The organism is Myxococcus dinghuensis (assembly GCF_024198235.1).
Lineage (GTDB): Bacteria > Myxococcota > Myxococcia > Myxococcales > Myxococcaceae > Myxococcus > Myxococcus dinghuensis.
This window is the reverse complement of record NZ_JAKCFB010000014.1, coordinates 32,297-51,554: the sequence shown is the minus strand read 5'-3', so window position 1 is coordinate 51,554 and position 19,258 is coordinate 32,297. Positions and strand designations below refer to the sequence as shown.

Below are 19,258 nucleotides of genomic sequence, written 5' to 3'. Positions count from 1 at the left end.
TCACGCGGGCGGGGCCGTCGATGTGGACCATCGGGGGGGAGGGCGTGGACTACCGGCGCTGGAGCGAAAGCTGGTAGTCGCGGTGCCACCGGCTGGGCAGCCGGGCGAGCATGTCGCCCGTCTTGGGCTGCAGGGCGATGGACTCGTACTTCTTCTGGATCTGCCCGTCACCCACGAGGAAGCCGTTGGCGTACACCGCCGTCTGGTCCGCGCCCAGCGTGCTCTGCTCCGCCTGGGTGCCGACCTTGACGTTGTAGACCTTGCCGGTGAACGCCTCGCGGCGGACCTCGACGAGCTTGCTGGGGCCCGTCCTGGTCATGACCAGGTCGCCCTTCTTCAGCTCGCGCGCCTGGACCATGCCGCGCGCGGCGACCTGGATGGGGTGCATCTCCGTCATCAGCAGGGAGCGGCCCGACTCGCTGCGGATGCGCACCATGGGCGTGGTCTCGATGCCCACCGCCGTGTCCATCACCGTCAGCGACGGGGCGAAGGGGTTGGTGACGTGGTCACCCGCCTTGAGCGTCTCGATGGTGGCCGGCTTGCCCTCGGCCAGTTCGATCTCCGTGCCCGCCGCCAGGCAGCTGTTGGTGACGGTGATCTTCTTGAACACGTAGTCCGGACGGATGGCCGCCGGGTCGTTGCTCAGGGTGATGGAGGAGCGGTACGTGGTGCCGGCGGAGATGAGCGGCAGGGTGATGAACGCCGTCAGCTTCACGTCGTCCTGCACCTGGCGGCAGCCGTCGTCGAAGAACGCGGCGTTGGTGCCCGTCAGGTCCCAGGAGAAGGTCTTCTTGTCCGCGCTCAGCGTGACGCGGTTCCAGAACTGGGCCATCTTCGCCACGAGCGTGGTGCCGTCCGTGACGTCGCAGCCGCCGCCCGAGTTGGTGAGGATGAGCTTGAGGTGCCCCGCCTCCGGAACCGCGAGGCCGCCGTTCAGGTTCGTCTTGAAGCGGTCGATCTCCGTGGAGTCGAAGACGTGGCTGCTGGTGACGGAGATGGAGCCCTGCAGCGGCAGCTTGACGGAGTTCAGGTTGCCGGTCAGGTCGTAGTCGCAGTCCTGGGTCCAGGTGCGGTTGAGGCACACGGAGATGAGGTTGTCGTTGAACGCCACGTCGAGCGGCGCCAGCACGTTGGGGGGCGTCAGGCGGGGCGCCTCGTTGACCTCCGGGCCGCCGTTGAGGCCCACCTCCTTGTAGATGTAGGAGTCCAGGACGCCCTCGGCGGCCGACTCCTCGACCTTGTAGGACGAGACGCGGTAGCGCCGCTGGGTGGTGAGCGCCAGGTTGCCCTGGGAGTTGATGGTGAGCTTCCGGCCGCCGTCGAACTCCTCGCTCCACTCCAGGTTGCCCAGCGCCGCGCCGCTCGCGTCGGTGTAGCTGACGTCGACGTAGGTGTAGATGGCGCCACCCGGGAAGGTGGTGCTGGCGGTGCCCAGGCCGTCATTGGCCACCGGGGTCGTCTCGCCGATGCTGGCCTCCTCGATGAGGTGCATCTCCTGGAGGTCCGCGGTGCCCACCAGGCTGTTGGAGGCCTGGGGCAGCAGGCCCGGCTTGTAGCCCTTGGCGATGTGGTCCTGGCGCCGCTGCTCCAGCGCCTTGAACAGGTAGGGCGAGTTGTCCGGCGTCTTGCCCGCGAGCTTCAGGCGGGACATGGCGAAGCGGTACTGGGACTCGTCCGCCAGGTTCAGGCGGATGCGGACGTCGGGCCTGGCGATGGAGTGCAGGTACTTCTGGTCGGAGAGGAAGGTGGCCCACTCCGCCTTGGTGAGGCGGCCGGGCTCGCCCACGCCCTGCTGGTTGTGGCCCACGAACTCCGGCATGGACTCCTGTGGGTTGGACGTGCAGCCGGACAGCGGACCGAAGCAGACGCCGGCGATGGCCGCGCCCATCACGACATAACGACGCATTGGCAGCATGTTGAAGCCTCCTTGAATCCAACGAGGGTGGGGGAAACGCCGCTCACAGACAGACGGTGGTGTAGTCGGCGCAGCAGTCGCCGTTGCGCTCGCAGGCGTCGTCGCAGAAGCAGCCGTAGCTCTGGCCGCCGCAGAAGCCCTTGCAGCTGGCGACCTCGTTCGTGCAGTAGTAGTTGCCCTGGTTCAGGTCGGTGAAGAGGAAGACGTTGGGGGAGCCGCGCTCGTCGGTGACGCAGTTGAGGCTCGCGGAGCCCTCGACGTTGAGCTCCACCTGGGCGGGGCGCGCCGTGCGGTGGTCGCTCAGGTAGTTGGCCGCGGCGCCCGCGACGTGGGGGCTGGCCATGGACGTGCCGTCGATGGAGCGGGTGGCCGTGGTGCTGCCCAGCCACGCGCCCAGGATGCTGACGCCTGGCGCGAACAGGTCCACGCAGGGGCCGAAGTTGGAGAAGAACGCGCGGCGGTCGTTGTCGTCCGTGGCGCCCACGGTGATGGCCGCCGGGGTGCTCGCCGGCGAGCGCGTACACGCGTCCGACGTCTCGTTGCCCGCCGCCACGACGAACGTCACGCCCGCGGCGATGGCGTTGGCCACCGCCGTGTTGACCGCGTCCGACCGCCCGCCGCCCAGGCTCATGTTGGCCACGCAGGGGCCGTTCTGGTTGGGGCAGTCCGCGCGGACGAAGTCCACGCCCGCGATGACTCCTTCCCACGTCCCGGAGCCGCCGCAGTCCAGCACGCGGACCGGGTGGATGCGCGCCTGCTTGGCGATGCCGTACTGCGTGCCCGCCGCCGTGCTGCTCACGTGCGTGCCGTGGCCGTGACAGTCCTCCACGCCCCGGCCGTCCGTGATGGCCGTGAACCCGTTGCCGACTCGCCCGGTGAACTCCGTGTGGCGCGAATTGATGCCGGTGTCCACGACGTACAGGTGGACGCCCGCGCCCGTGCGGCCATGGTCGTTGTAGAAGCCGTCATGACCCAGGCGCTGGTCCACCCGGTCGATGCCGTCCGCCGGGCTGGGGAAGCTGGTGTTGGCCTGGGCGATGGCGTTCTCCTCGATATAGGAGACGGCCGGGTTGCCCTGCAGCGCCGCCAGCTGCGTGGCGTCCAGCTTGGCGGAGAAGCCCGGGATGATGCCGTACTGGTGCAGCACGGAGTTGTCGCCGCCCGCGGCGGCCACGTCGGCGACGGCGGTGGCGATCTCCGTCGTGCTCACCTCCGCGCCGAAGACGATGATGTACTCGCCGGGTACCACGTCGTTGGCGGCCGCCTTGTACAGCGGCGCCACGCGGCTCATCAGCCGCTCCGGCGGCGTGTCGGTGTCCTGCTCGGCGGGGCCGCTGCACCCGACGAACGCCAGCGACATCATTCCAACCAGCGGCAGGATTGGGGCGCGCGTGGATCGAGTACGACGGGCACGTGTCTGCTGTGTCTGCATGGTGCCTCCTGTGCTGCAGGTGACGAGTGCCCGCGACGGGCGCGGGCACTGCTTGGGGTGAACGGGTGGCGTCGCGGCGGGCCGCGAGGGCCGCCGGGGAGGGCGCAGAGGGTCGCGGTGGCGGAGGCGGCGGGGGACGTCCGCTCCGGCGAGGTCAGGTCGTGTGGCCCGCGGCGCACACGGCGTGGCGCGTGACAGGGATTCGACATCCCCGTCCCAGGATGGGTGTTCGCGGGTTAAAGACGCGCTCGGGTGTCAGGCTATGCAAAGAATCTCCAGCTACATCGTCGGCGGATTCTTGCCTTGTCGCTGTGTTGCGCTGCCTTGACGTGGCGGTGTCAGCCTTCGGTGAGGAGCCGGCTGATGCTGAGGTTGAGCTGGCTTTCCACCGCGCGCAGGAGGCTGGTGAACTCCTGCGAGGACAGGTCCAGGCGCTCCTTGAGGATGCGCCGCGTCTCGTCGTGGACGTCCTGTTGTGCACTCTGCAGCCACCTCGAGGCGGTGGACTGATTGACATTGAAGAGGGCGCCAATCTTCGACGTGGAGAGGCGATCCACGAAGTGCAGCCGCAAGAGGTAGCGGTGCTTGCTGGGCAGGGCGGCGAAGGCCTCCTCCATGGCCTGGCGGAATTCGACCTGGTAGCGCCGCTGGATGGCCTCCACCTCCGGGTCGTCGCCGGGGGAGGGCATCAGGTCCAGGATGGCGTCGCTCACGGAGCCCTCCTCGCGCGCGGTGCGGAGCTGGCTGAGCGCGGTGCGCACCGCCACCACGCGCACCCAGTTGCTCAGCAGGCCCCGCCCCGAGTACTCCGTGATGCGCGGCGGCGCCTCGGTGCGCACCAGCAGCCGCTCCCGGACGCGCTGCCGGATGTCGTCGACCGTCGACTCGGCCAGCTTCATGTGCGCCAGTGTCGCGGGGATGCTCGCCATGTGGTGCCGCTCGAAGGCGGCGAGCGCCGCGGGCAGCCCCTGCGCGCACGCACACGCGAGGTAGAGGTCACCGGGGTGCAACGGCGCGAGCACGCGCTGCAGGTCCTCCCCCGGCGCCCACGGCGGCGAGCGCTCGGCGAGATAGACGATGAAAGTCTCCGTGGAGAGTGGAATGTCTGGCCAACGCGCCGTGCCCTCCGCCCAGAGCAGCCGAAGCTGCGCTTCCAGGCCCTCGAGCTGTTGGGCTTGTTCGACCTGCCATCCCGCGTGTGTCAGGAATGTCCGTGCGAATACCACCACCCCTCCGTCAGCTGATCTGGCCATAAATAAAGCCCAGCGCCGTATTCCTTCGGAATGAGGGACCGACGGGAGGGGGGACGTGGCCACACAGGACCCGGGGGGCGCTGCGAAGCGCCGGCGTTTTGTGAGAGGCTGCGTCCCGGGGTCTTCCGAGGGGGGGCAAGCGATTGCCAACGGGATGCCTGTGCAATGAGGACGTGACGGCGCTGCTCGAGGGACGTCTGGCCATGGCGGCCAATTCGCTCGCGCATCGCCACGCCGCCGAGTGCTCCGCGTGCCACGCGCTGCTCGTGGCGCTGGCGAGAGGGGACGGCCCTGCTTCGGAGCTCCGTTCGCCGCCGTCGCCGCTGGGCGCGGCGTGGACCCCGCCGGAGGAGGTGGATGAGTTTCGCCTGGTGCGGCTCCTGGGGCGAGGTGGGATGGGGGCCGTCTATCTCGCGCACGACACTTCGACGAACCGGCGGGTGGCGTTGAAGCTGTGCGTGGCGCGGCAGCCGGACGCGGGGACGCTGGCGAGCTTCGCCATCGAGGCGCGCGCCATCTCCCGCATCAAGCACCCGAACGTGGTGGCCCTGCACCGGGTGGGAGAGGTGGGGGGGCGGCCGTTCCTCGTGTACGAATACGTGGAGGGCCAGTGCCTGGTGGAGCTGCGGCCGCCCCTGCCCTGGCAGCGGGTGCTGCACATCGCCGTGGGGCTGGCCCGGGGCCTGCGGGCCGCGCACCAGCGCGGGGTGCTCCACCGGGACATCAAGCCGGGCAACGCCATCCTCGCGCCGGACGGCACGGTGAAGCTGTTCGACTTCGGTCTGGCCACCTTCGTGGGCGCCGAGCGGCTCACCTCTCCGTCCGGGCCGAGCGTGGTGGGCACGCCGCGCTACATGGCCCCGGAGGTGCGCCAGGGGGCGGGCGCGACGCCGCGCAGCGACCTCTACGCGCTGGGGCTGCTCCTGTTCGAGCTGTGCACGGGCTGGGTGCCCTCCAGCCGCCCCGGCGCGGCGCACGGGGCGCTCCCGCCGGAGGACGGGATGCGGGCGTTGATGTCGGAGCTGGTGCCGGGCATCGACCCGAGCTTCGCGGCGACGCTCGGGTGCTGCCTGGCGGCGGACCCCGGGGAGCGCTTCGCGCACGCGGACGCGCTGTGCGCGGTGCTGGAGCACGTGGCGCGCTCCGGCTCCTCACCGGGCGCGGGGGACTGGCTGCCGCCCGCGCTGCTGCGGGGCCCCGGGGCCCACGCCTCGGAGGGGCAGGCGGGGCTCCTGCGCGGCCCGGGGGCCTGAAGCGCCCCCGCGCCGGGGGCGTGGACTACAGCTCCACCTTCTTCTCCGTGTGGTTCGTCCCGTCGAAGCGCAGCAGGACGCTCTTGTTGTCGTAGCGGGTGACGAGGCAGACGGGGCGGCGCCACAGCGACTGGAGGTTGCGCAGCGTCTCCCGGGCGTAGTCGCCCTTGAGGTCCTGGCCGTCGTGCTTGTGGGCCAAGAGCAGCTCGCCGCGGTTCTCGTGGTTGCCGTCCACCACCTCGATGATGGGCTGGCCGAAGTTGGTGAGGCCCTGCAGGAGCTTGTTCTTCACCTTGCGGAACTCGCGGTCCAATATCTCCCACGAGTTGCGCTTCTCGTTGAAGCCATACACGAAGAGCTTCTGCTCCATCGCGAACTCGGCGGTGAGGAACGTGTCGATGAAGGTGATGTCGTTGTAGTGCTTGCGCACCTCGAAGATCTTCTCGCGGCCCGCGCCCAGCTTCTTGTCCCAGTTGCGGCGGGCGCGCAGGTCGTCACACTCGTCCCACTCCTTGCCGAAGCGGCCCTTGTTCCAGCGCTCCTCGATGTCGCGCCACAGCTCGATGCCCAGCTTGTACGGGTTGATGGCGCCGGGGCGGGTGCCCATGGTGCCGGAGTGGTGGTCCGCGTAGTCGATGAGCTCGTCGTCCTTGAGCGCGCGGCGGGTCATGATGGTGGAGTGCCAGTAGCTGGCCCACCCCTCGTTCATGATCTTCGTCTGGCCCTGGGGCGCGAAGTAGTGGGCCTCCTCGCGGAGGATGGCGAGGATGTCCGACTCCCACGGCTCCAGCGGCGCCTCCTCCAGGAGGAACAGCAGCACGTCGCGCTGGGGGCGCTCGGGGAACTTCTTGGCCCGCTGCTTCTCGTCCTCGACCTTCTTGCGCTGCGAGTCGAGGAACTCCGACGGGTTGATGTAGCCGCGCATGTACTCGCGGCCCACCTTGAAGCCCTCCACGCGCTCGTTGGCCTTGAGTTCGTCCTCCGCCCGCCGGGGGTCCGGGTTGCGCCGGATGTGGGGCGAGTGCTGGTCGATGAGGTTCTCCAGGCTCAGCGTGCGGTCGATGAAGTCCTCGACCTTCTCCACGCCGATCTTGTCCACCCAGCGGCGCACGCGCGTGGCGTGGTTGGCCATCTCGTCGATCATCCGGCGGTTGGTGTGCCGGAAGGAGAAGTTGTTCTTGAAGAAGTCGCAGTGACCGTAGACGTGGGCCATGACCAGCTTCTGGTCCACCTCCGGGTTGCTCTCCATCAAGTAGGCGTAGCAGGGGTCGTTGTTGATGACGAGCTCGTAGATCTTGGAGAGCCCGTACTCGTACCCCTTGGCCAGCTGTTCGTACTCCATGCCCCAGCGCCAGTGGGGGTAGCGCGTGGGGAAGCCGCCGTAGGCGGCCACCATGTTCATCTCGTCGTAGGACACCATCTCGAAGACGGTGTCGAAGAAGTCGAGGCCGAACTCCTTGGCGTAGCCGTGGATTTCATCCCTGAGCGCGGCGAGGCGGGGTGTCAGGCTCTTGGGCATCGAACGGTTGCTCCGAATGGCGCGAGGGTGGGGTGCCTGCTTCACCGGCCCTTGCCGAGGAAGTCCTTGATGGACGCGTAGATGGCGTCCTTGTCCGCGATTTCGCTGAGCGCGACGTGGGGCGAATCGCCCACCGCCTCGCGCAGGTCCTTGATGAACTGGCCGCTGCCGTAGGGCGACTCCACCTGCCCGTAGGCGAACTGGTTGACGTTGGGGAGCACGTCGTTGCGCAGCATGTCGATGCACTGCCGCGTGTCGTCCGCGCTCCAGTTGTCCCCGTCGCTGAAGTGGAACGGGTAGATGTTCCAGGCGCTCTTGGGGTAGTCCGCCAGGATGATGTCCCGGCAGAGCTTGTAGGCGCTGGAGATCATCGTCCCGCCGGACTCGCGGGTGTGGAAGAACGTGTCGCGGTCCACCTCCCGCGCGACGGCGTCGTGGATGATGTAGCGCGACTCCAGGCCCTTGTACTGGTGGCGCAGCCACGTATCGAGCCAGAAGCTCTCGATGCGGACGATCTCCTTCTGCTCGTCACCCATGGAGCCGGACACGTCCATCATGTAGATGATGACCGCGTTGGTCTCCGGCAGGTCCTGCAGCTTGTAGCTGCGGTAGCGGCGGTCCTCCCGCGTGGGGATGATGACCGGCCGCCCCGGGTCGTAGGTGCCGGCGGCGATCTGCCGGCGCAGGGCCTGCTTGAAGGTGCGCTTGAAGTGGCGCAGCGACTCCGGGCCGGTGGTGTTGATGCCGGTGTAGCGGATCTTCTGCGTGACGAGCTTCTCGTTGTGGCGCCGCTCGATGTTGGGCAGCGCCAGCTCCTCGCCCAGTATCTGCGCGAGCTCGTCGAGCGTGATGTCCACCTCCAGCGCGTGGTCTCCCTCGCCCTGGCCGGCCTGGTGGCCCTCCCCGGGCTCCACCGCCCCGGGGCCGAGCTGCTGGCCCACCTCGCCCTCTCCCTGGCCTACGCCCCCCTGCTCCTTGTGGCCGTACTTGAAGCGCGGGATGTCGATGAAGGGGATGGGGATGCTGATGGCATCCTTGCCCCGCTTGCCGATCATCTCGCCCTTCTGCACGTACTTGCGCAGGTTGGCCTTTATCTTCCCGCGGACGATCTGTTTGAAGCGGGAGTGGTCCTGGTGGATCTTCAAGGTCACGACGGCTCGCCCCTCTCCTGGTGCTACTCCTTCGCGTCGCCGCGGGCGAAGATGCTGGCCACGAAGTTGAGGACGTCCGTGGAGCAGATCTCGCAGTAGCCGTAGTTCTTCATCATCCGGTCCTTCACCAGGTCGATCTTCTCCTGGGTCTCCTTGTCCACGACGGAGGAGACGAGGTTCTTGAGCTTGATGCTGTCCTTCTGGTCCTCGAACAGCTTCAGCTCGAGCGCCTTGTGCAGCCGCTCGTTGGTCCGGTAGTTGAAGGTCTTCCCCTCCACCGCCAGCGCGCCGATGTAGTTCATGATTTCGCGCCGGAAGTCGTCCTTGCGGCTGTCGGGGATGTCGATCTTCTCTTCGATGGCCCGCATGAGCCGCTCGTCAGGCTCCTCGTAGAGGCCGGTGTACTTGTTCTTGACCTTCTCCTTCTGGGTGTAGGCCTTGATGTTGTCGATGTAGTTGCCGCACAGCTTGCCGATGGCGTCCTCGTCCGCGGAGATGGCGCGCTGGACCTCGTTCTTGACGATGTCCTCGTACTCCTGCTTGACGGAGGTGAGCAGCTCCTTCATCCGCTTGCGCGCGTCCTCGCTGTTGATGAGCGAGTGCGCCTTGAGGCCGGCCTCCAGCTCGTTGAGGACCATGAAGGGGTTGATGCAGCCCTCGCCCTTGTCGCTCACCAGGGCGTTGGAGATCTTGTCCTGGATGTAGCGGGGGGAGATGCCCTCCAGGCCCTCGCGGATGCTCTCCTTGCGCAGCTCCTTGATGTTGTCCTCGGTGAAGTTGGGGAGCGTCTTGCCGTTGTAGAGCTTGAGCTTCTGGAGCAGCGACAGGTTGTGCTTCTTGGGCTCCTCCAGGCGGGTGAGCACGGCCCACATGGCGGCCATCTCCAGCGTGTGGGGCGCGATGTGCTTGCCCTTGATGGCGCGGGAGTTGAAGTCCTTCTCGTAGATCTTCACCTCTTCCGCGAGCTTGGTGATGTACGGCACGTCGATCTTCACCGTGCGGTCGCGCAGGGCCTCCATGAACTCGTTGTTCTCGAGCTTCTTGTACTCGGGCTCGTTGGTGTGGCCGAGGATGACCTCGTCGATGTCCGTCTGCGGGAACTTCTTCGGCTTGATTTTGTGCTCCTGCGACGCGCCGAGCAGGTCGTAGAGGAAGGCGACGTCCAGCTTGAGCACCTCGACGAACTCGATGATGCCGCGGTTGGCGATGTTGAACTCGCCGTCGAAGTTGAAGGCGCGCGGGTCGGAGTCGGAGCCGTACTCGGCGATCTTCCGGTAGTTGATGTCGCCGGTGAGCTCGGTGGAGTCCTGGTTCTTCTCGTCCTTGGGCTGGAACGTGCCGATGCCGACGCGGTCCTTCTCGCTGAAGACGAGCCGGTTGACGCGCACGTGCTCCATCACCCGGGCGAAGTCGCCGTGGTACTGCGTCATCAGGTCCTTGAAGACGAAGCGGCAGGCGGGGCACAGCTCGGAGCCGTCCGGGACGGCGTGGCCGTCGTCCGGCGGGGCGAGCTCCGCGTAGACCTTGGCGCGCCACTCACGGGGAACCAGGTTGAGCGGCTCCTCGTTCATGGGGCACTTCATCTTCTCCTTCACGGTGGTGCCGTCCGGCAGCTTCTTGTCCGTGGTCCAGGAGAACGTGTAGGCGGCGCCCTCGGGCGTCTTGGAGTACTCCTCCGTGCCCTTCTTGAGCAGGCGGGCGATGGTGGACTTGGACGAGCCCACGGGGCCGTGCAGGAGGATGACGCGCTTCTCCGTGCCGTAGCCCTGGGCGGCGGACTTGAAGACGTTCACCAGCTTCATCAGCGGCACGTCCAGGCCGAAGATGGCGTCCTTGCCCCCGAACTTCTCGTCGCTGAAGAAGTGGTAGCGGATGAGCTTCTTCTTGTTGTCGATGTACTCCGTCTTCCCGTGGCTGAGGATCATGTCGTAGATCCTCTGGAAGGCGGTGCGCGTCACCTTGGGGTTCTTCCGGACGATCTCCAGGTAGTCCTCGAAGGAGCCTTCCCAGTTGAGCTCCGCATAGGTCTTCGCGTCCTGGAGCGCGGCGATTCTGGAGACCCACGAACCCTTCTCAGCGTCCCTCATGTCTCTCCCTCGGAGCCTCCTCGGCGCCGCGATAAGTCGCGACGAAAAGGGGCCAGTTTGGTGAACCTGGAGGACTGGATTGCCATTCCACACCCACCCCGCCGAGGTCCCAGGCACGACAGCCCTGCCGCCCATTCGGGACCCCGCCGCGGAGTGGGACCGCGCGTTACGCTCGTGTCAGGGGCGCGTCATCTGCGAATGGCGGCCCCCTCCACGGGGTGAAGAGGCAGGGCTGATTATAGGGCGGCTCGTCCACGGGGGTAGGGTCCCCCCCTCTGGGCGAGGGGTATTGAACGCCTGAGTGCTTTCCCGCGCTCACGTTGACACTGGAATGTCCGCTGACTGTGGGGTGGCGTCTGAGTTCGCGCCACATGTCGGCGAGGAGACCGGGTCGCGGCGCGGCGAAGGATGGCGGCAGGCGGGCGAGCGTCCTCGCCCTTCGGGGCGGGCGAGCGCCCGGTGTTTCACGGCGCCAGCCTTCGCGCGGGGTGAAGTCCGGCGGCGGCGGAGAATGCGGGAAGCGGGGTCGCCGGCTTGGCTTTGTGCCGTGCCTGCGTATCCTGCCGCGCGTCATGGCGACCGCCCCCTCTCCCGTGTTCCTCCCCCCGTCCCCCGCGCCGAGCCTCGCGGCGGTGCCCGCTCCCGCGTCCGAGCCCTCGACCCGGTGGCTCATCGGGATGCTGCTGGTGGTGGTCCTCCTGCCGCGCCTGGCGGTCTTCGCGTTCAACGAGAACCTCTACGGTGACGCGGTGGTGCGCACGGAGCTGGCGGAGCGGTGGCTGCGCGCGCCGCACGTCATCACCGCGTACGGGGATGGCGCGTACCAGTTCGGTCCGCTGCACATGTACCTGGTGGGCGCGGCGCTGTCCGTGCTGGACCGCGAGGTGGCCGGGCGCGTGGTGAGCCTGCTGTTCGGCGTGCTGTCGGTGGTGCCGCTGTTCGCGTTGACGCGGCGGCTGTTCGGCTGGCGCGCGGGCGTGGTGGCCGCGCTCGCCTTCTCCGCGTGGGGCATGCACCTGCAGTTCTCCACCACGGCGGGCAGCGAGGCGGTGTCGCTGTTCTTCATGCTGGCGGCGTTCGCGCTGTACGCGGAGGCGGTGGACGAGAACCGCTTCGGGCCCCTGTTCCAGGCGGCGGTGATGCTCAACCTCGCCTGCGCGCTGCGCTACGACGCGTGGATGTACATCCCGCTGTTGTGCGCGGCGCTGTGGTTCAGCAGCGACGACAAGGTGGCGGCGCTGACGCGCGCGGTGGGCTTCGGGCTGGCGTGCCTGCCGTTCCCCCTGCTGTGGATGCAGGGCAACGAGCTGATGCACGGCGACCCGTTCTATCCCATCAAGGCGGTGGAGGACTTCCACCACGCCTGGGTGCGCTCCTCGGCGGGGAGCGGGGCGGCCATCGGCTGGCGCCTGCAGCAACTGGGCTTCTGGCCCGGGGTCGCGCTCGTCACGCTGACGCCGGGGGTGGCGCTGTTGGGCATGTGGGGCATGGTGAAGGCGTGGAAGGCGCGGCCGGACACGCGGTGGCTGGTGGCGGCGGCGGTGGTGCCCACGGCCTACTTCACGTTCCGCTCGGTGGTGCTGCTCAACTTCGTGCCGCTGGGGCGCTTCACGGTGACGCAGTTGGCGGTGCTGCCGGTGTTCGTCGCCTTCGGGTTCGCGTCGCTGGTCGGCGCGCGCGGCGAGGGCGTGCGCCGGGCCGTGGCGGGCGTGACGGCGGTGCTCGCGGTGGGCATCCCGGTGGCCATGGGCCTGTTCACCTTCCGCGCGGAGGGGCGCTACCAGGACATGATGCGGCCGGTGAGCCCCACGTCCACCAACCCCGTGCCGGTCATGGCCGTGGCCACCTTCGTGAAGGACGAGGTGGCGGCGAAGGGGGGCTCCATCGCCCTGGACGACGACCCCAGCTACATGGACCTCCAGGTGGCCTTCTTCTCCGGCCTGCCGGAGGAGCGCATCGCCCGCGTGCGCTGGGACACCTTCCGCCAGCGCCTCCAGGAGGCCCGGCCCCAGGTGCTGGTGCGCTTCGACCAGGGCTCGCTCGCGAAGCTCCCGGGCGTGGAGCTGGACGGGCGCACCCTGGTGCTCGACGGCGTGGCCTACGAGGAGCTCGACGGCTTCTCCGCGCCGCTGCACGTCTACCGCCGCCGGGACTAGGGGCGGGGCCTCACGGCTTCGCCTCGGGGGGCTTCGCGGGCGCGGCGCGGAAGAAGTCCACCTGCCACTGCTTCACCAGCGCCTCGTGGCACGCGTAGGTGGGGCAGAACACGTGCGTGCCGTCGTTGCGTGACACGAAGAAGAGGTCGTCGCAGTCGTCGGGCGCGAGCGCGGCCCGGAGCGCGGCGGCGCCGGGATTGGCGATGGGCCCGGGCGGCAGGCCGGCGACCTTGTACGTGTTGTAGGGGTGCGCCGTCCGGAGGTCCTCGCGGGTGAGGTTCTTCGGGTACGCGCCGCGCAGCAGGTACAGGGCGTAGAGGACCGTGGGGTCGGTCTCCAGGCGCATGCCCCGGGCGAGCCGGTTGTGGAAGACGCAGGCGATGCGGGCGCGCTCCTCCGGGGCGCCGGTCTCCTTCTCCACGATGGAGGCCAGGGTGATGGCCTCGACCATGCCCAGGTGGACGCGCGGCTTCGTCGCCTCGGCGGCCCGCTGGTATTCGGCGTAGGCGCGCATGACCATCCGGTCGAGCACCGCCTCCTCGCTCTCGCCGCGCGGGAAGGCATACGTGTCCGGGAACAGGAAGCCCTCGAGCGACTTCGCCGGGACCTTGGTGAGGCGCAGGAAGGTGGCGTCCGTGGAGAGCGCCTCGAGCTTGCGGGCGTCCAGCCTCAGCTCGGAGGCGGCGAGGAGGGCGAAGACCTCCTGGGCGCGCAGGCCCTCCGGCACGGTGATTCGGTACAGCTTCACCTTGCCGGAGACGAGGTGCTCCACGACCTGCGCGGGCGTGAGGGCGCCCGAGAACTCGTACTCGCCGGCCTTCAGCCTGGGGCCGAGCCCCTCGCGGCGCAGGTAGAGGTAGAGCAGCTCCGCGTCCGTCACCACGCCGCGCTCGGCGAGCCGCCGCGCCAGCGTGCGCGGACCGATGCCGGGGGGGACGTCCACGGTGACGGGGGCGGGCAGGGAGACGGGGGTGGCCGCGAACGCGCGGAGGTGGTGGTCGCGCTGGAAGAACCAGCCACCCACGGCGGCGCCCGCGAGCACGCCGGCGACGAGCAGGGTGACGAGCATGCGCCTCACTCAGGCCTCCGGGTCGTAGTCGTCCGGGTGGTAGTCCGTGTCCTGGGGGCGGTGGGCGTCCAGCCAGCCCTGGAGGATGAACTGCGCGGCCATCTGGTCGATGACCTCCTTGCGGCGCGCGCGGCTGACGTCCGCCTCCAGCAGGGTGCGGGTGGCGGCGACGGTGGACAGCCGCTCGTCCCACAGCTCCACCTGGACGCCGAGCGACTGGGCCACCTGGTCCGCGAACTTGCGCGAGGCCTCGGCGCGAGGGCCCTCGGAGCCGTCCATGTTGAGGGGCAGGCCGATGACGACCCGGTCCGCTTCGTACTCCCGCGCCAGGGCGGCGAGGGCGGCGAGGTCCGCCTTGAGTGAGGTGCGCCGCACGGTGGTGACGACCTGGGCCGTGAGCCCCAGCCCGTCCGAGACGGCCACCCCGATGGTCTTGGTTCCGAAATCCAAACCGAGGGTGCGCATGCGCTGCGGAATGTAACCGCAATCCTCCCCGGCGGACCGCGCCGTCCATGCCCGGGGACACGTGCGGCTCGCAAGCCTGTCTAACCGGCGGAATTCGTTGAACCGCGAGCGCCACCTCGTCCGGCACCCCCGCTGCAATCCGGCCAGCCCATCGCGCGGCACTCCTTCCAACCTTCGCCGCGTGGGAGGACGCATGCTGGACTTCCTGAAAGGCGCGGCGAACCTGCTGGCCGGCCCCATGTCCGCCGTGGTGGACGTCGCGGGCAACGCGCTCGGGCTTCCGCCGCTCATCACCAACGGCATCAAGACGGCGGCGGGGGTGGCGACGGGCAACGTGATGATGGCGGCCAGCGGCGTGCTGGGCGTGGCGGACGACCTGAAGAAGAACCCGCCCGGGAAGACGGAGTACCAGGCGTCCTCGGGGACGTCGGCCAAGGCGACGGACGGCTACGCGGCCGCCTCCGCGAGCAAGAGCCCGCTGGACCCGAAGCTGCTCGACTTCGAGGACGCGCTGAAGGTGCTCGAGGCGAACTTCTCGCAGTTGGACCTGCTGGACGGGAAGAAGAGCGGCGCGCTGTCGAAGAACGACCTGGCGCGCGCGGCCCACGACGACAGCCTCTCGCCGAAGCTGCGCGACGCGGCCCGCTTCCTCACCGACAACCCGGCGTTCTTCGAGCGGGTGGACGGGCGCGGGGTGTTCTCGGCGGTGATGCCGACGCTGGGGCGGCTGTACAACGACGACAGCATCCGCGTGGGCGACCTCCGCACCGAGCTGACGAAGGTGGCGGAGGAGTTCGCGAAGTACGGGCGTCCGCAGCGCCCGGGGGGCGCGTCCCCGGGGCCCGCGGGGCCGTGTCCTCCGCCGACGTCGGGGACGGGGACGCCGCCTCCGGCGGCCGAGTGCCCGCCGCGTTCGTCCGGTGGTGGCGGCGCGTCCGGTGGCGTGCCCCCCGACCGGGGCGGGGGGCCACGGCCGGGCACGGACTGCGGCCCGTCGACGGGGGGCGGCTCGACGCCGCCGACGACGGGCAGCAACCCCTCCACGCTCGATCCGGACTTCCGCGAGTACCGCGAGGCGCTGGCCATCCTGCGGGACAACTGGGACACGTTCGATTCGGCGGTGGGGGCGCGGGACAACGTGATGACGCGCGACAACCTCCAGGCCATCCTGGACAGTCCGGCGTCGTCGTCGATGCTGAAGCGGGCGGCGCAGTTCTTCAAGGACCACCCCGAGTACTACGACCGGCTGGAGATGGCGGCGGGCGTGGGCGAACGCGACGGCATCGTGGGGCGGCCGGACGTGACGGCGGCGCTGGGGCAGGCCGACTCCACGCTGGGGACGTCGTCCTCGTCGGGCGGCGGGCGCGCGTCGAGCGGCGTGAGCGTGAAGGGCATCGTCGACAACCCGAACATGAGCATCGAGGACAAGATCCAAGCCATCCTGATGAACATCACGACGGAGACGGACGACGAAATCATGGACGTCATGCAGAGCATGGCGGACGCGCGCGACCAGAAGGCGACGCTGGGCACGAGCGAGGCGGACAAGAAGAAGGGGGCGAAGCTCGAGAGCAGCATGCAGGAGCTGGAGCTGCGGCTTCAGCGGCTGGTGGAGAAGCGCAAGGCCATGTTCGACCTGATGAGCAACATGTCCTCCAAGTTCAACGAGATGGCGAAGACGGCCATCTCCAACCTGCGGAGCGCGTGAGGACCATGGGACGCGTCATCAAACACGAGGGGGCGGTGGCCATGCGGATGGAGCACGGCGAGGTGCAGCGGCTGCGGTCCTTCGCGCGGGGCGAGGCGACGTGGGCGGAGGTGGAGGGGATGACCTTCGAGGAGGCGAAGGCCATTGCCCAGGTGGGCTGCGACCTGGCCGCGGCGGGGCGCCTGGAGGAGGCGCGAATCCTCTTCGAGGGACTGGTGGCCGGAAACCCGAAGGACGTGGGCGCGCGGGCGGCGCTCGGCACCGTGTACCAGAAGCTCGGGCGGCTGGAGGAGGCCATCGCCGAGTACAGCGCGGCGCTGGCCCGCGACCCCCTGCACCCGGTGGCGCTGGCGAACCGGGGTGAGCTGTACCTGCGCAAGGGGGAGCGTCAGGGCTTCACGGACCTGGCCAACGCGGTGGAGGTGGACCCCCACGGCGAGACGGCGGCGGGGCGGAGGGCGAAGGCGCTGGTGCGGGCCATCACCCTGGTGGCGGTGGAGAAGCTGAAGGAGGGCGGGACCTCGCCGTAGTGCGCGCCGCGGGGGACGGGGAGTGCGACACGTCAGACGCCCGTGAGAAGTGCAGTCGGGTGCAGCACCCCGGTGTCCACGTCTGGGTGGAAGCGCTGTTGAGGGCACCGGGGGCAGTCGGGGGGATGCAGTCGCGGTACGGAGTGCCGCCGGGATTCGGGGGTGTTTCCCGGGGGCGGCTGTCGGTGGGTGGGCTCGGGTCGGGAGAGCGAGGGGAACGGGGAGCCCACCTGCCGGCCGCGTTTTCAGGGCGGGGGGAGCGCGGCGAGCCGCTCGGCGATGGGCGGGTGGCTCAAGCCCTTGAGGACGACCCAGCGCGGCGGCTCCGGGTCCATCTTGTTCACGCGCGCGGCCTTCACCAGCATCCGGCGGAAGGCGTCGGCGTCGCCGGTGAGGCGCAGGCCGTAGCGGTCCGCCTCGCGTTCGCGCTCCCGGGAGAAGGCGCCCGCGACGGGGCCGCCCAGCATCAGCACGAGCGACAGCAGCAGGGAGAGCAGCGGCAGGGTGCGGATGTCCGCGAAGCGCGTGGCGCCGAACCAGCCCCGCGAGGCCGCGACGCGCAGCATCCGGTCGATGGCGAAGAGCAGGGCGACCAGCGCCAGCGACGAGGCGATGCGGCCCGGCCACTTGGGCTCGTTCACGTGGCCCGCCTCGTGGGCGACGGCGGCGAGCACCTCGTCCGCGGAGAGCTCCTGGAGGATGACGTCGTTGAGGACGATGGTGCGGGTGGGGCCCTGGCCCGCGAAGTAGGCCTGGAGCCGGCGCGAGGCGACGGAGGTCTTCTCCACGAGCACGTCGGAGAAGGGGATGTCCGCCCGGGCCATCAGCGCGGTGATTCGCGTGCGCAGCGCGCCCTCCGGCAGGGGCTGCTGGTCGAAGTAGAGCCGGCCCCGGTACGGGTCCAGCGCGGACGACACGAGCAGCACCAGGGCGACGGGTACGCCCAGCATCCACCACCAGTGGCGCGCGCGGCGCGCCAGCCCGTACATGCCGACGACGAGCGTGGCGATGGCGAAGCCGCCCAGCAGGTGGCCCTTGAGCATGTCCCAGGCGAAGGCGGCCGGGGTGTAGTTGGACATGCCGTGCCGGTGCTCGAGCGTGTACGCGAACCAGATGTCCACGGGCGCGTAGACGAGCTTCACGAACAGGTCCGTCATCAGCGCGAAGAGGATGGCGGCGCCCCAGCCCCGCTCGCCCCACAGCCGGTCCATGGCGAGGAAGAAGGCGCGGCTGACGGGCGCGGTGCGCAGCCCGCCCAGGCGCCGTTCCAGGACGGCCGCCAGCGCCGTGGCGCCGCGGAAGAAGGGCCGCACGAGCACGCCCAGGAGCAGCGCCAGGAGCGCCAGCCGCGCGAAGGGGTCCACGGCGGCCCGGACGTAGTAGGGCACGTGGTAGGCGTGAATCTCCGCGAGCTGTTCGGGCGTGAAGAGGGGCTCCATGCGTGGCGTGGGAGGCTACGCCGCGCGGCCCCTGGCTGCCCAGCGGGGGTGGCCGCTCAGGAGTGCGGGTCCGCGTCCTCGTCGGGCGGGAGCGGGACGGGCTCGCCGTCCGCGTCGGCCAGCAGCAGCGCCTTCACCTTGGCGAGGCTCTCGCGGGTGCGGTCCACGAAGGCGCTCTGCGAGCCGATGCGCTCGGCCGTCTCCAGCGTGCGCTCGTAGATGTTGATGGACTTGGTGAGCAGCACGCGGATCTTCTTGCGCAGCTCCTGGCGGTAGACCTGGGCCTCCTCGGCGTTGAGTTCGGACGGGGCCGGGGAGTTGACCATGTGGTGGTAGAGGTCCTCGTACATGGCGCCGATCTGCGAGCCCGCCGCGGTGGCCCAGTAGCCGTTGCCCACGCGGATGGAGCGCAGGTAGTGGCCCTGGGCGGACAGCAGCAGCTCCGCCTTGTAGTTGAGGTCCTGCGCCAGCTTGTCCGCGCCCTGGGCGGGCTCCAGCTTCACGCCCTCGTAGTGGAGCCGGTACAGCTCCCCCATGAAGAAGTGCGCCTGGGCGGGGAAGTAGTCGTCCACCTCGTCCTTGTCCGCCAGCGCCTCGTAGGTGGTCAGCGCCTTGCGGAGGGTCTCCTCCGCGGTGTCCGTCTGGCCGGCCTCCAGCTCACAGATGCCCTGCTGCACCTGGGCCTCGACGCGGCGGTTGACGGGGATGTCCCGCCGGGCGGCCACGGTGGCCAGGAGCCTCACCGCGTCGTCGTAGCGCTCCAGGTGGTACTGCGTCTCCGCCACGCGGAAGGCCGCGTCGAGCGCGTCGCCCTGGCCCTTCTCCGGGTCGGACAGCTCGGAGAAGCGGTGCCACGCCTCCTCCCACTCCTTCAGGCGCTGGTGCGCCAGGCCCGCGTTGTAGAGGGCCGCGCGCCGGTGGACGCTGTCCGGGTGGAAGTCCGCGATGCGGCCGAAGTAGCGCGCCGCCTGCTTGAAGTCGTTCTCCGCGAAGAAGGACGTGGCCGCGGCGAAGAGCTCCTCGTCGTTGAGCTTGTCCAGCTCCAGGTCCGCCGTCACCGTCACGGCGTCGAAGCGGATCTCCTGCGGGGCCGCCGCAGCGGGGGCTTCTGGCCGGGCCGCCGTGCCCGTCGTGCGACACGCGGCGACGCCCAGCCCCAGGGCCACCACCCAGAACCACCGGCTGACCGACTCGTACGTCCGCTCGCTCCGCGTCACGGGATGCGTCCTCCTGGACCTGCCGCCCACCGGACAACGCGGCGACCCGCCGGGTTCCCACGGC

14 protein-coding genes are annotated in these 19,258 nt (G+C 69.4%); 4 read left to right on the top strand and 10 right to left on the bottom strand.

Annotated elements, in window-relative coordinates; translation table 11 throughout:
- Positions 1–49 precede the first annotated feature (49 nt).
- The 3 genes from LZ198_RS19670 to LZ198_RS19660 all read right to left on the bottom strand — a co-directional run bounded on the left by LZ198_RS19670 (position 50) and on the right by LZ198_RS19660 (position 4,576).
- Entirely contained in the window at positions 50–1,915 is a 1,866-nt protein-coding gene (locus tag LZ198_RS19670; protein ID WP_253973547.1) for a Hint domain-containing protein, read from the bottom strand.
- 43 nt (positions 1,916–1,958) lie between these two features.
- On the bottom strand, positions 1,959–3,278 hold the full coding sequence (locus tag LZ198_RS19665; RefSeq protein ID WP_253973546.1) for a S8 family serine peptidase: 1,320 nt from the start codon (positions 3,276–3,278) through the stop codon (positions 1,959–1,961).
- 407 nt (positions 3,279–3,685) lie between these two features.
- Positions 3,686–4,576 carry a sigma-70 family RNA polymerase sigma factor gene (locus LZ198_RS19660; RefSeq protein WP_253973545.1) on the bottom strand — a complete coding sequence of 297 codons (891 nt, stop codon included), beginning with the start codon at positions 4,574–4,576 and terminating at the stop codon, positions 3,686–3,688.
- Between the two features lie 197 nt (positions 4,577–4,773).
- Here LZ198_RS19660 and LZ198_RS19655 point away from each other — a divergent pair, with 197 nt between their 5' ends.
- Positions 4,774–5,853 carry a serine/threonine-protein kinase gene (locus LZ198_RS19655; protein WP_253973544.1) on the top strand — a complete coding sequence of 360 codons (1,080 nt, stop codon included), beginning with the start codon at positions 4,774–4,776 and terminating at the stop codon, positions 5,851–5,853.
- Between the two features lie 25 nt (positions 5,854–5,878).
- Here LZ198_RS19655 and LZ198_RS19650 read toward each other — a convergent pair whose 3' ends face one another.
- Genes LZ198_RS19650 through LZ198_RS19640 form a run of 3 tightly spaced genes read right to left on the bottom strand, consistent with a single transcriptional unit; the run spans position 5,879 to position 10,610 of the window.
- On the bottom strand, positions 5,879–7,372 hold the full coding sequence (locus LZ198_RS19650) for a SpoVR family protein (protein ID WP_253973543.1): 1,494 nt from the start codon (positions 7,370–7,372) through the stop codon (positions 5,879–5,881).
- Between the two features lie 41 nt (positions 7,373–7,413).
- The gene (locus LZ198_RS19645) at positions 7,414–8,523 is read right to left on the bottom strand and encodes a DUF444 family protein (protein ID WP_253973542.1); all 1,110 of its coding nucleotides are present in this window, start codon (positions 8,521–8,523) and stop codon (positions 7,414–7,416) included.
- A gap of 23 nt (positions 8,524–8,546) precedes the next feature.
- Positions 8,547–10,610, bottom strand: a complete 2,064-nt coding sequence (locus tag LZ198_RS19640; RefSeq protein WP_253973541.1) for a PrkA family serine protein kinase — start codon at positions 10,608–10,610, stop codon at positions 8,547–8,549.
- Between the two features lie 572 nt (positions 10,611–11,182).
- On the opposite strand from LZ198_RS19640, the gene LZ198_RS19635 reads away from it, so the two are divergent.
- Positions 11,183–12,766 carry an ArnT family glycosyltransferase gene (locus LZ198_RS19635; RefSeq protein WP_253973540.1) on the top strand — a complete coding sequence of 528 codons (1,584 nt, stop codon included), beginning with the start codon at positions 11,183–11,185 and terminating at the stop codon, positions 12,764–12,766.
- A 10-nt stretch (positions 12,767–12,776) separates the two neighbouring features.
- On the opposite strand, the gene mltG is transcribed toward LZ198_RS19635, so the two are convergent.
- Positions 12,777–13,835 (bottom strand): endolytic transglycosylase MltG, encoded by a 1,059-nt coding sequence (gene mltG / locus LZ198_RS19630; RefSeq protein WP_253973671.1) that lies wholly within the window; start codon positions 13,833–13,835, stop codon positions 12,777–12,779.
- A gap of 9 nt (positions 13,836–13,844) precedes the next feature.
- A complete protein-coding gene (gene ruvX, locus LZ198_RS19625; protein WP_253973539.1) occupies positions 13,845–14,300 on the bottom strand; it encodes a Holliday junction resolvase RuvX in 456 nt (151 codons plus the stop codon).
- A 193-nt stretch (positions 14,301–14,493) separates the two neighbouring features.
- Here ruvX and LZ198_RS19620 point away from each other — a divergent pair, with 193 nt between their 5' ends.
- Both LZ198_RS19620 and LZ198_RS19615 read left to right on the top strand, forming a co-directional pair.
- Complete coding sequence (locus LZ198_RS19620; RefSeq protein ID WP_253973538.1) at positions 14,494–16,008, top strand: hypothetical protein; 1,515 nt, start codon at positions 14,494–14,496, stop codon at positions 16,006–16,008.
- A 5-nt stretch (positions 16,009–16,013) separates the two neighbouring features.
- Entirely contained in the window at positions 16,014–16,538 is a 525-nt protein-coding gene (locus LZ198_RS19615; RefSeq protein ID WP_253973537.1) for a tetratricopeptide repeat protein, read from the top strand.
- Between the two features lie 245 nt (positions 16,539–16,783).
- Here the strand turns inward: LZ198_RS19615 and LZ198_RS19610 are convergent, their stop codons facing one another.
- Complete coding sequence (locus LZ198_RS19610) at positions 16,784–17,977, bottom strand: M48 family metalloprotease (RefSeq protein ID WP_253973536.1); 1,194 nt, start codon at positions 17,975–17,977, stop codon at positions 16,784–16,786.
- 56 nt (positions 17,978–18,033) lie between these two features.
- Complete coding sequence (locus LZ198_RS19605) at positions 18,034–19,194, bottom strand: tetratricopeptide repeat protein (RefSeq protein WP_253973535.1); 1,161 nt, start codon at positions 19,192–19,194, stop codon at positions 18,034–18,036.
- Positions 19,195–19,258: the final 64 nt, after the last annotated feature.

Coding starts and splice junctions, on each gene's coding strand:
- LZ198_RS19610 (WP_253973536.1), bottom strand. CDS start 17,977: ATGGAGCCCCTCTTCACGCCCGAACAGCTCGCGGAGATTCACGCCTAC.
- LZ198_RS19615 (WP_253973537.1), top strand. CDS start 16,014: ATGGGACGCGTCATCAAACACGAGGGGGCGGTGGCCATGCGGATGGAG.
- mltG (WP_253973671.1), bottom strand. CDS start 13,835: ATGCTCGTCACCCTGCTCGTCGCCGGCGTGCTCGCGGGCGCCGCCGTG.
- LZ198_RS19650 (WP_253973543.1), bottom strand. CDS start 7,372: ATGCCCAAGAGCCTGACACCCCGCCTCGCCGCGCTCAGGGATGAAATC.
- LZ198_RS19620 (WP_253973538.1), top strand. CDS start 14,494: ATGCTGGACTTCCTGAAAGGCGCGGCGAACCTGCTGGCCGGCCCCATG.
- LZ198_RS19635 (WP_253973540.1), top strand. CDS start 11,183: ATGGCGACCGCCCCCTCTCCCGTGTTCCTCCCCCCGTCCCCCGCGCCG.
- ruvX (WP_253973539.1), bottom strand. CDS start 14,300: ATGCGCACCCTCGGTTTGGATTTCGGAACCAAGACCATCGGGGTGGCC.
- LZ198_RS19670 (WP_253973547.1), bottom strand. CDS start 1,915: ATGCTGCCAATGCGTCGTTATGTCGTGATGGGCGCGGCCATCGCCGGC.
- LZ198_RS19640 (WP_253973541.1), bottom strand. CDS start 10,610: ATGAGGGACGCTGAGAAGGGTTCGTGGGTCTCCAGAATCGCCGCGCTC.
- LZ198_RS19665 (WP_253973546.1), bottom strand. CDS start 3,278: ATGATGTCGCTGGCGTTCGTCGGGTGCAGCGGCCCCGCCGAGCAGGAC.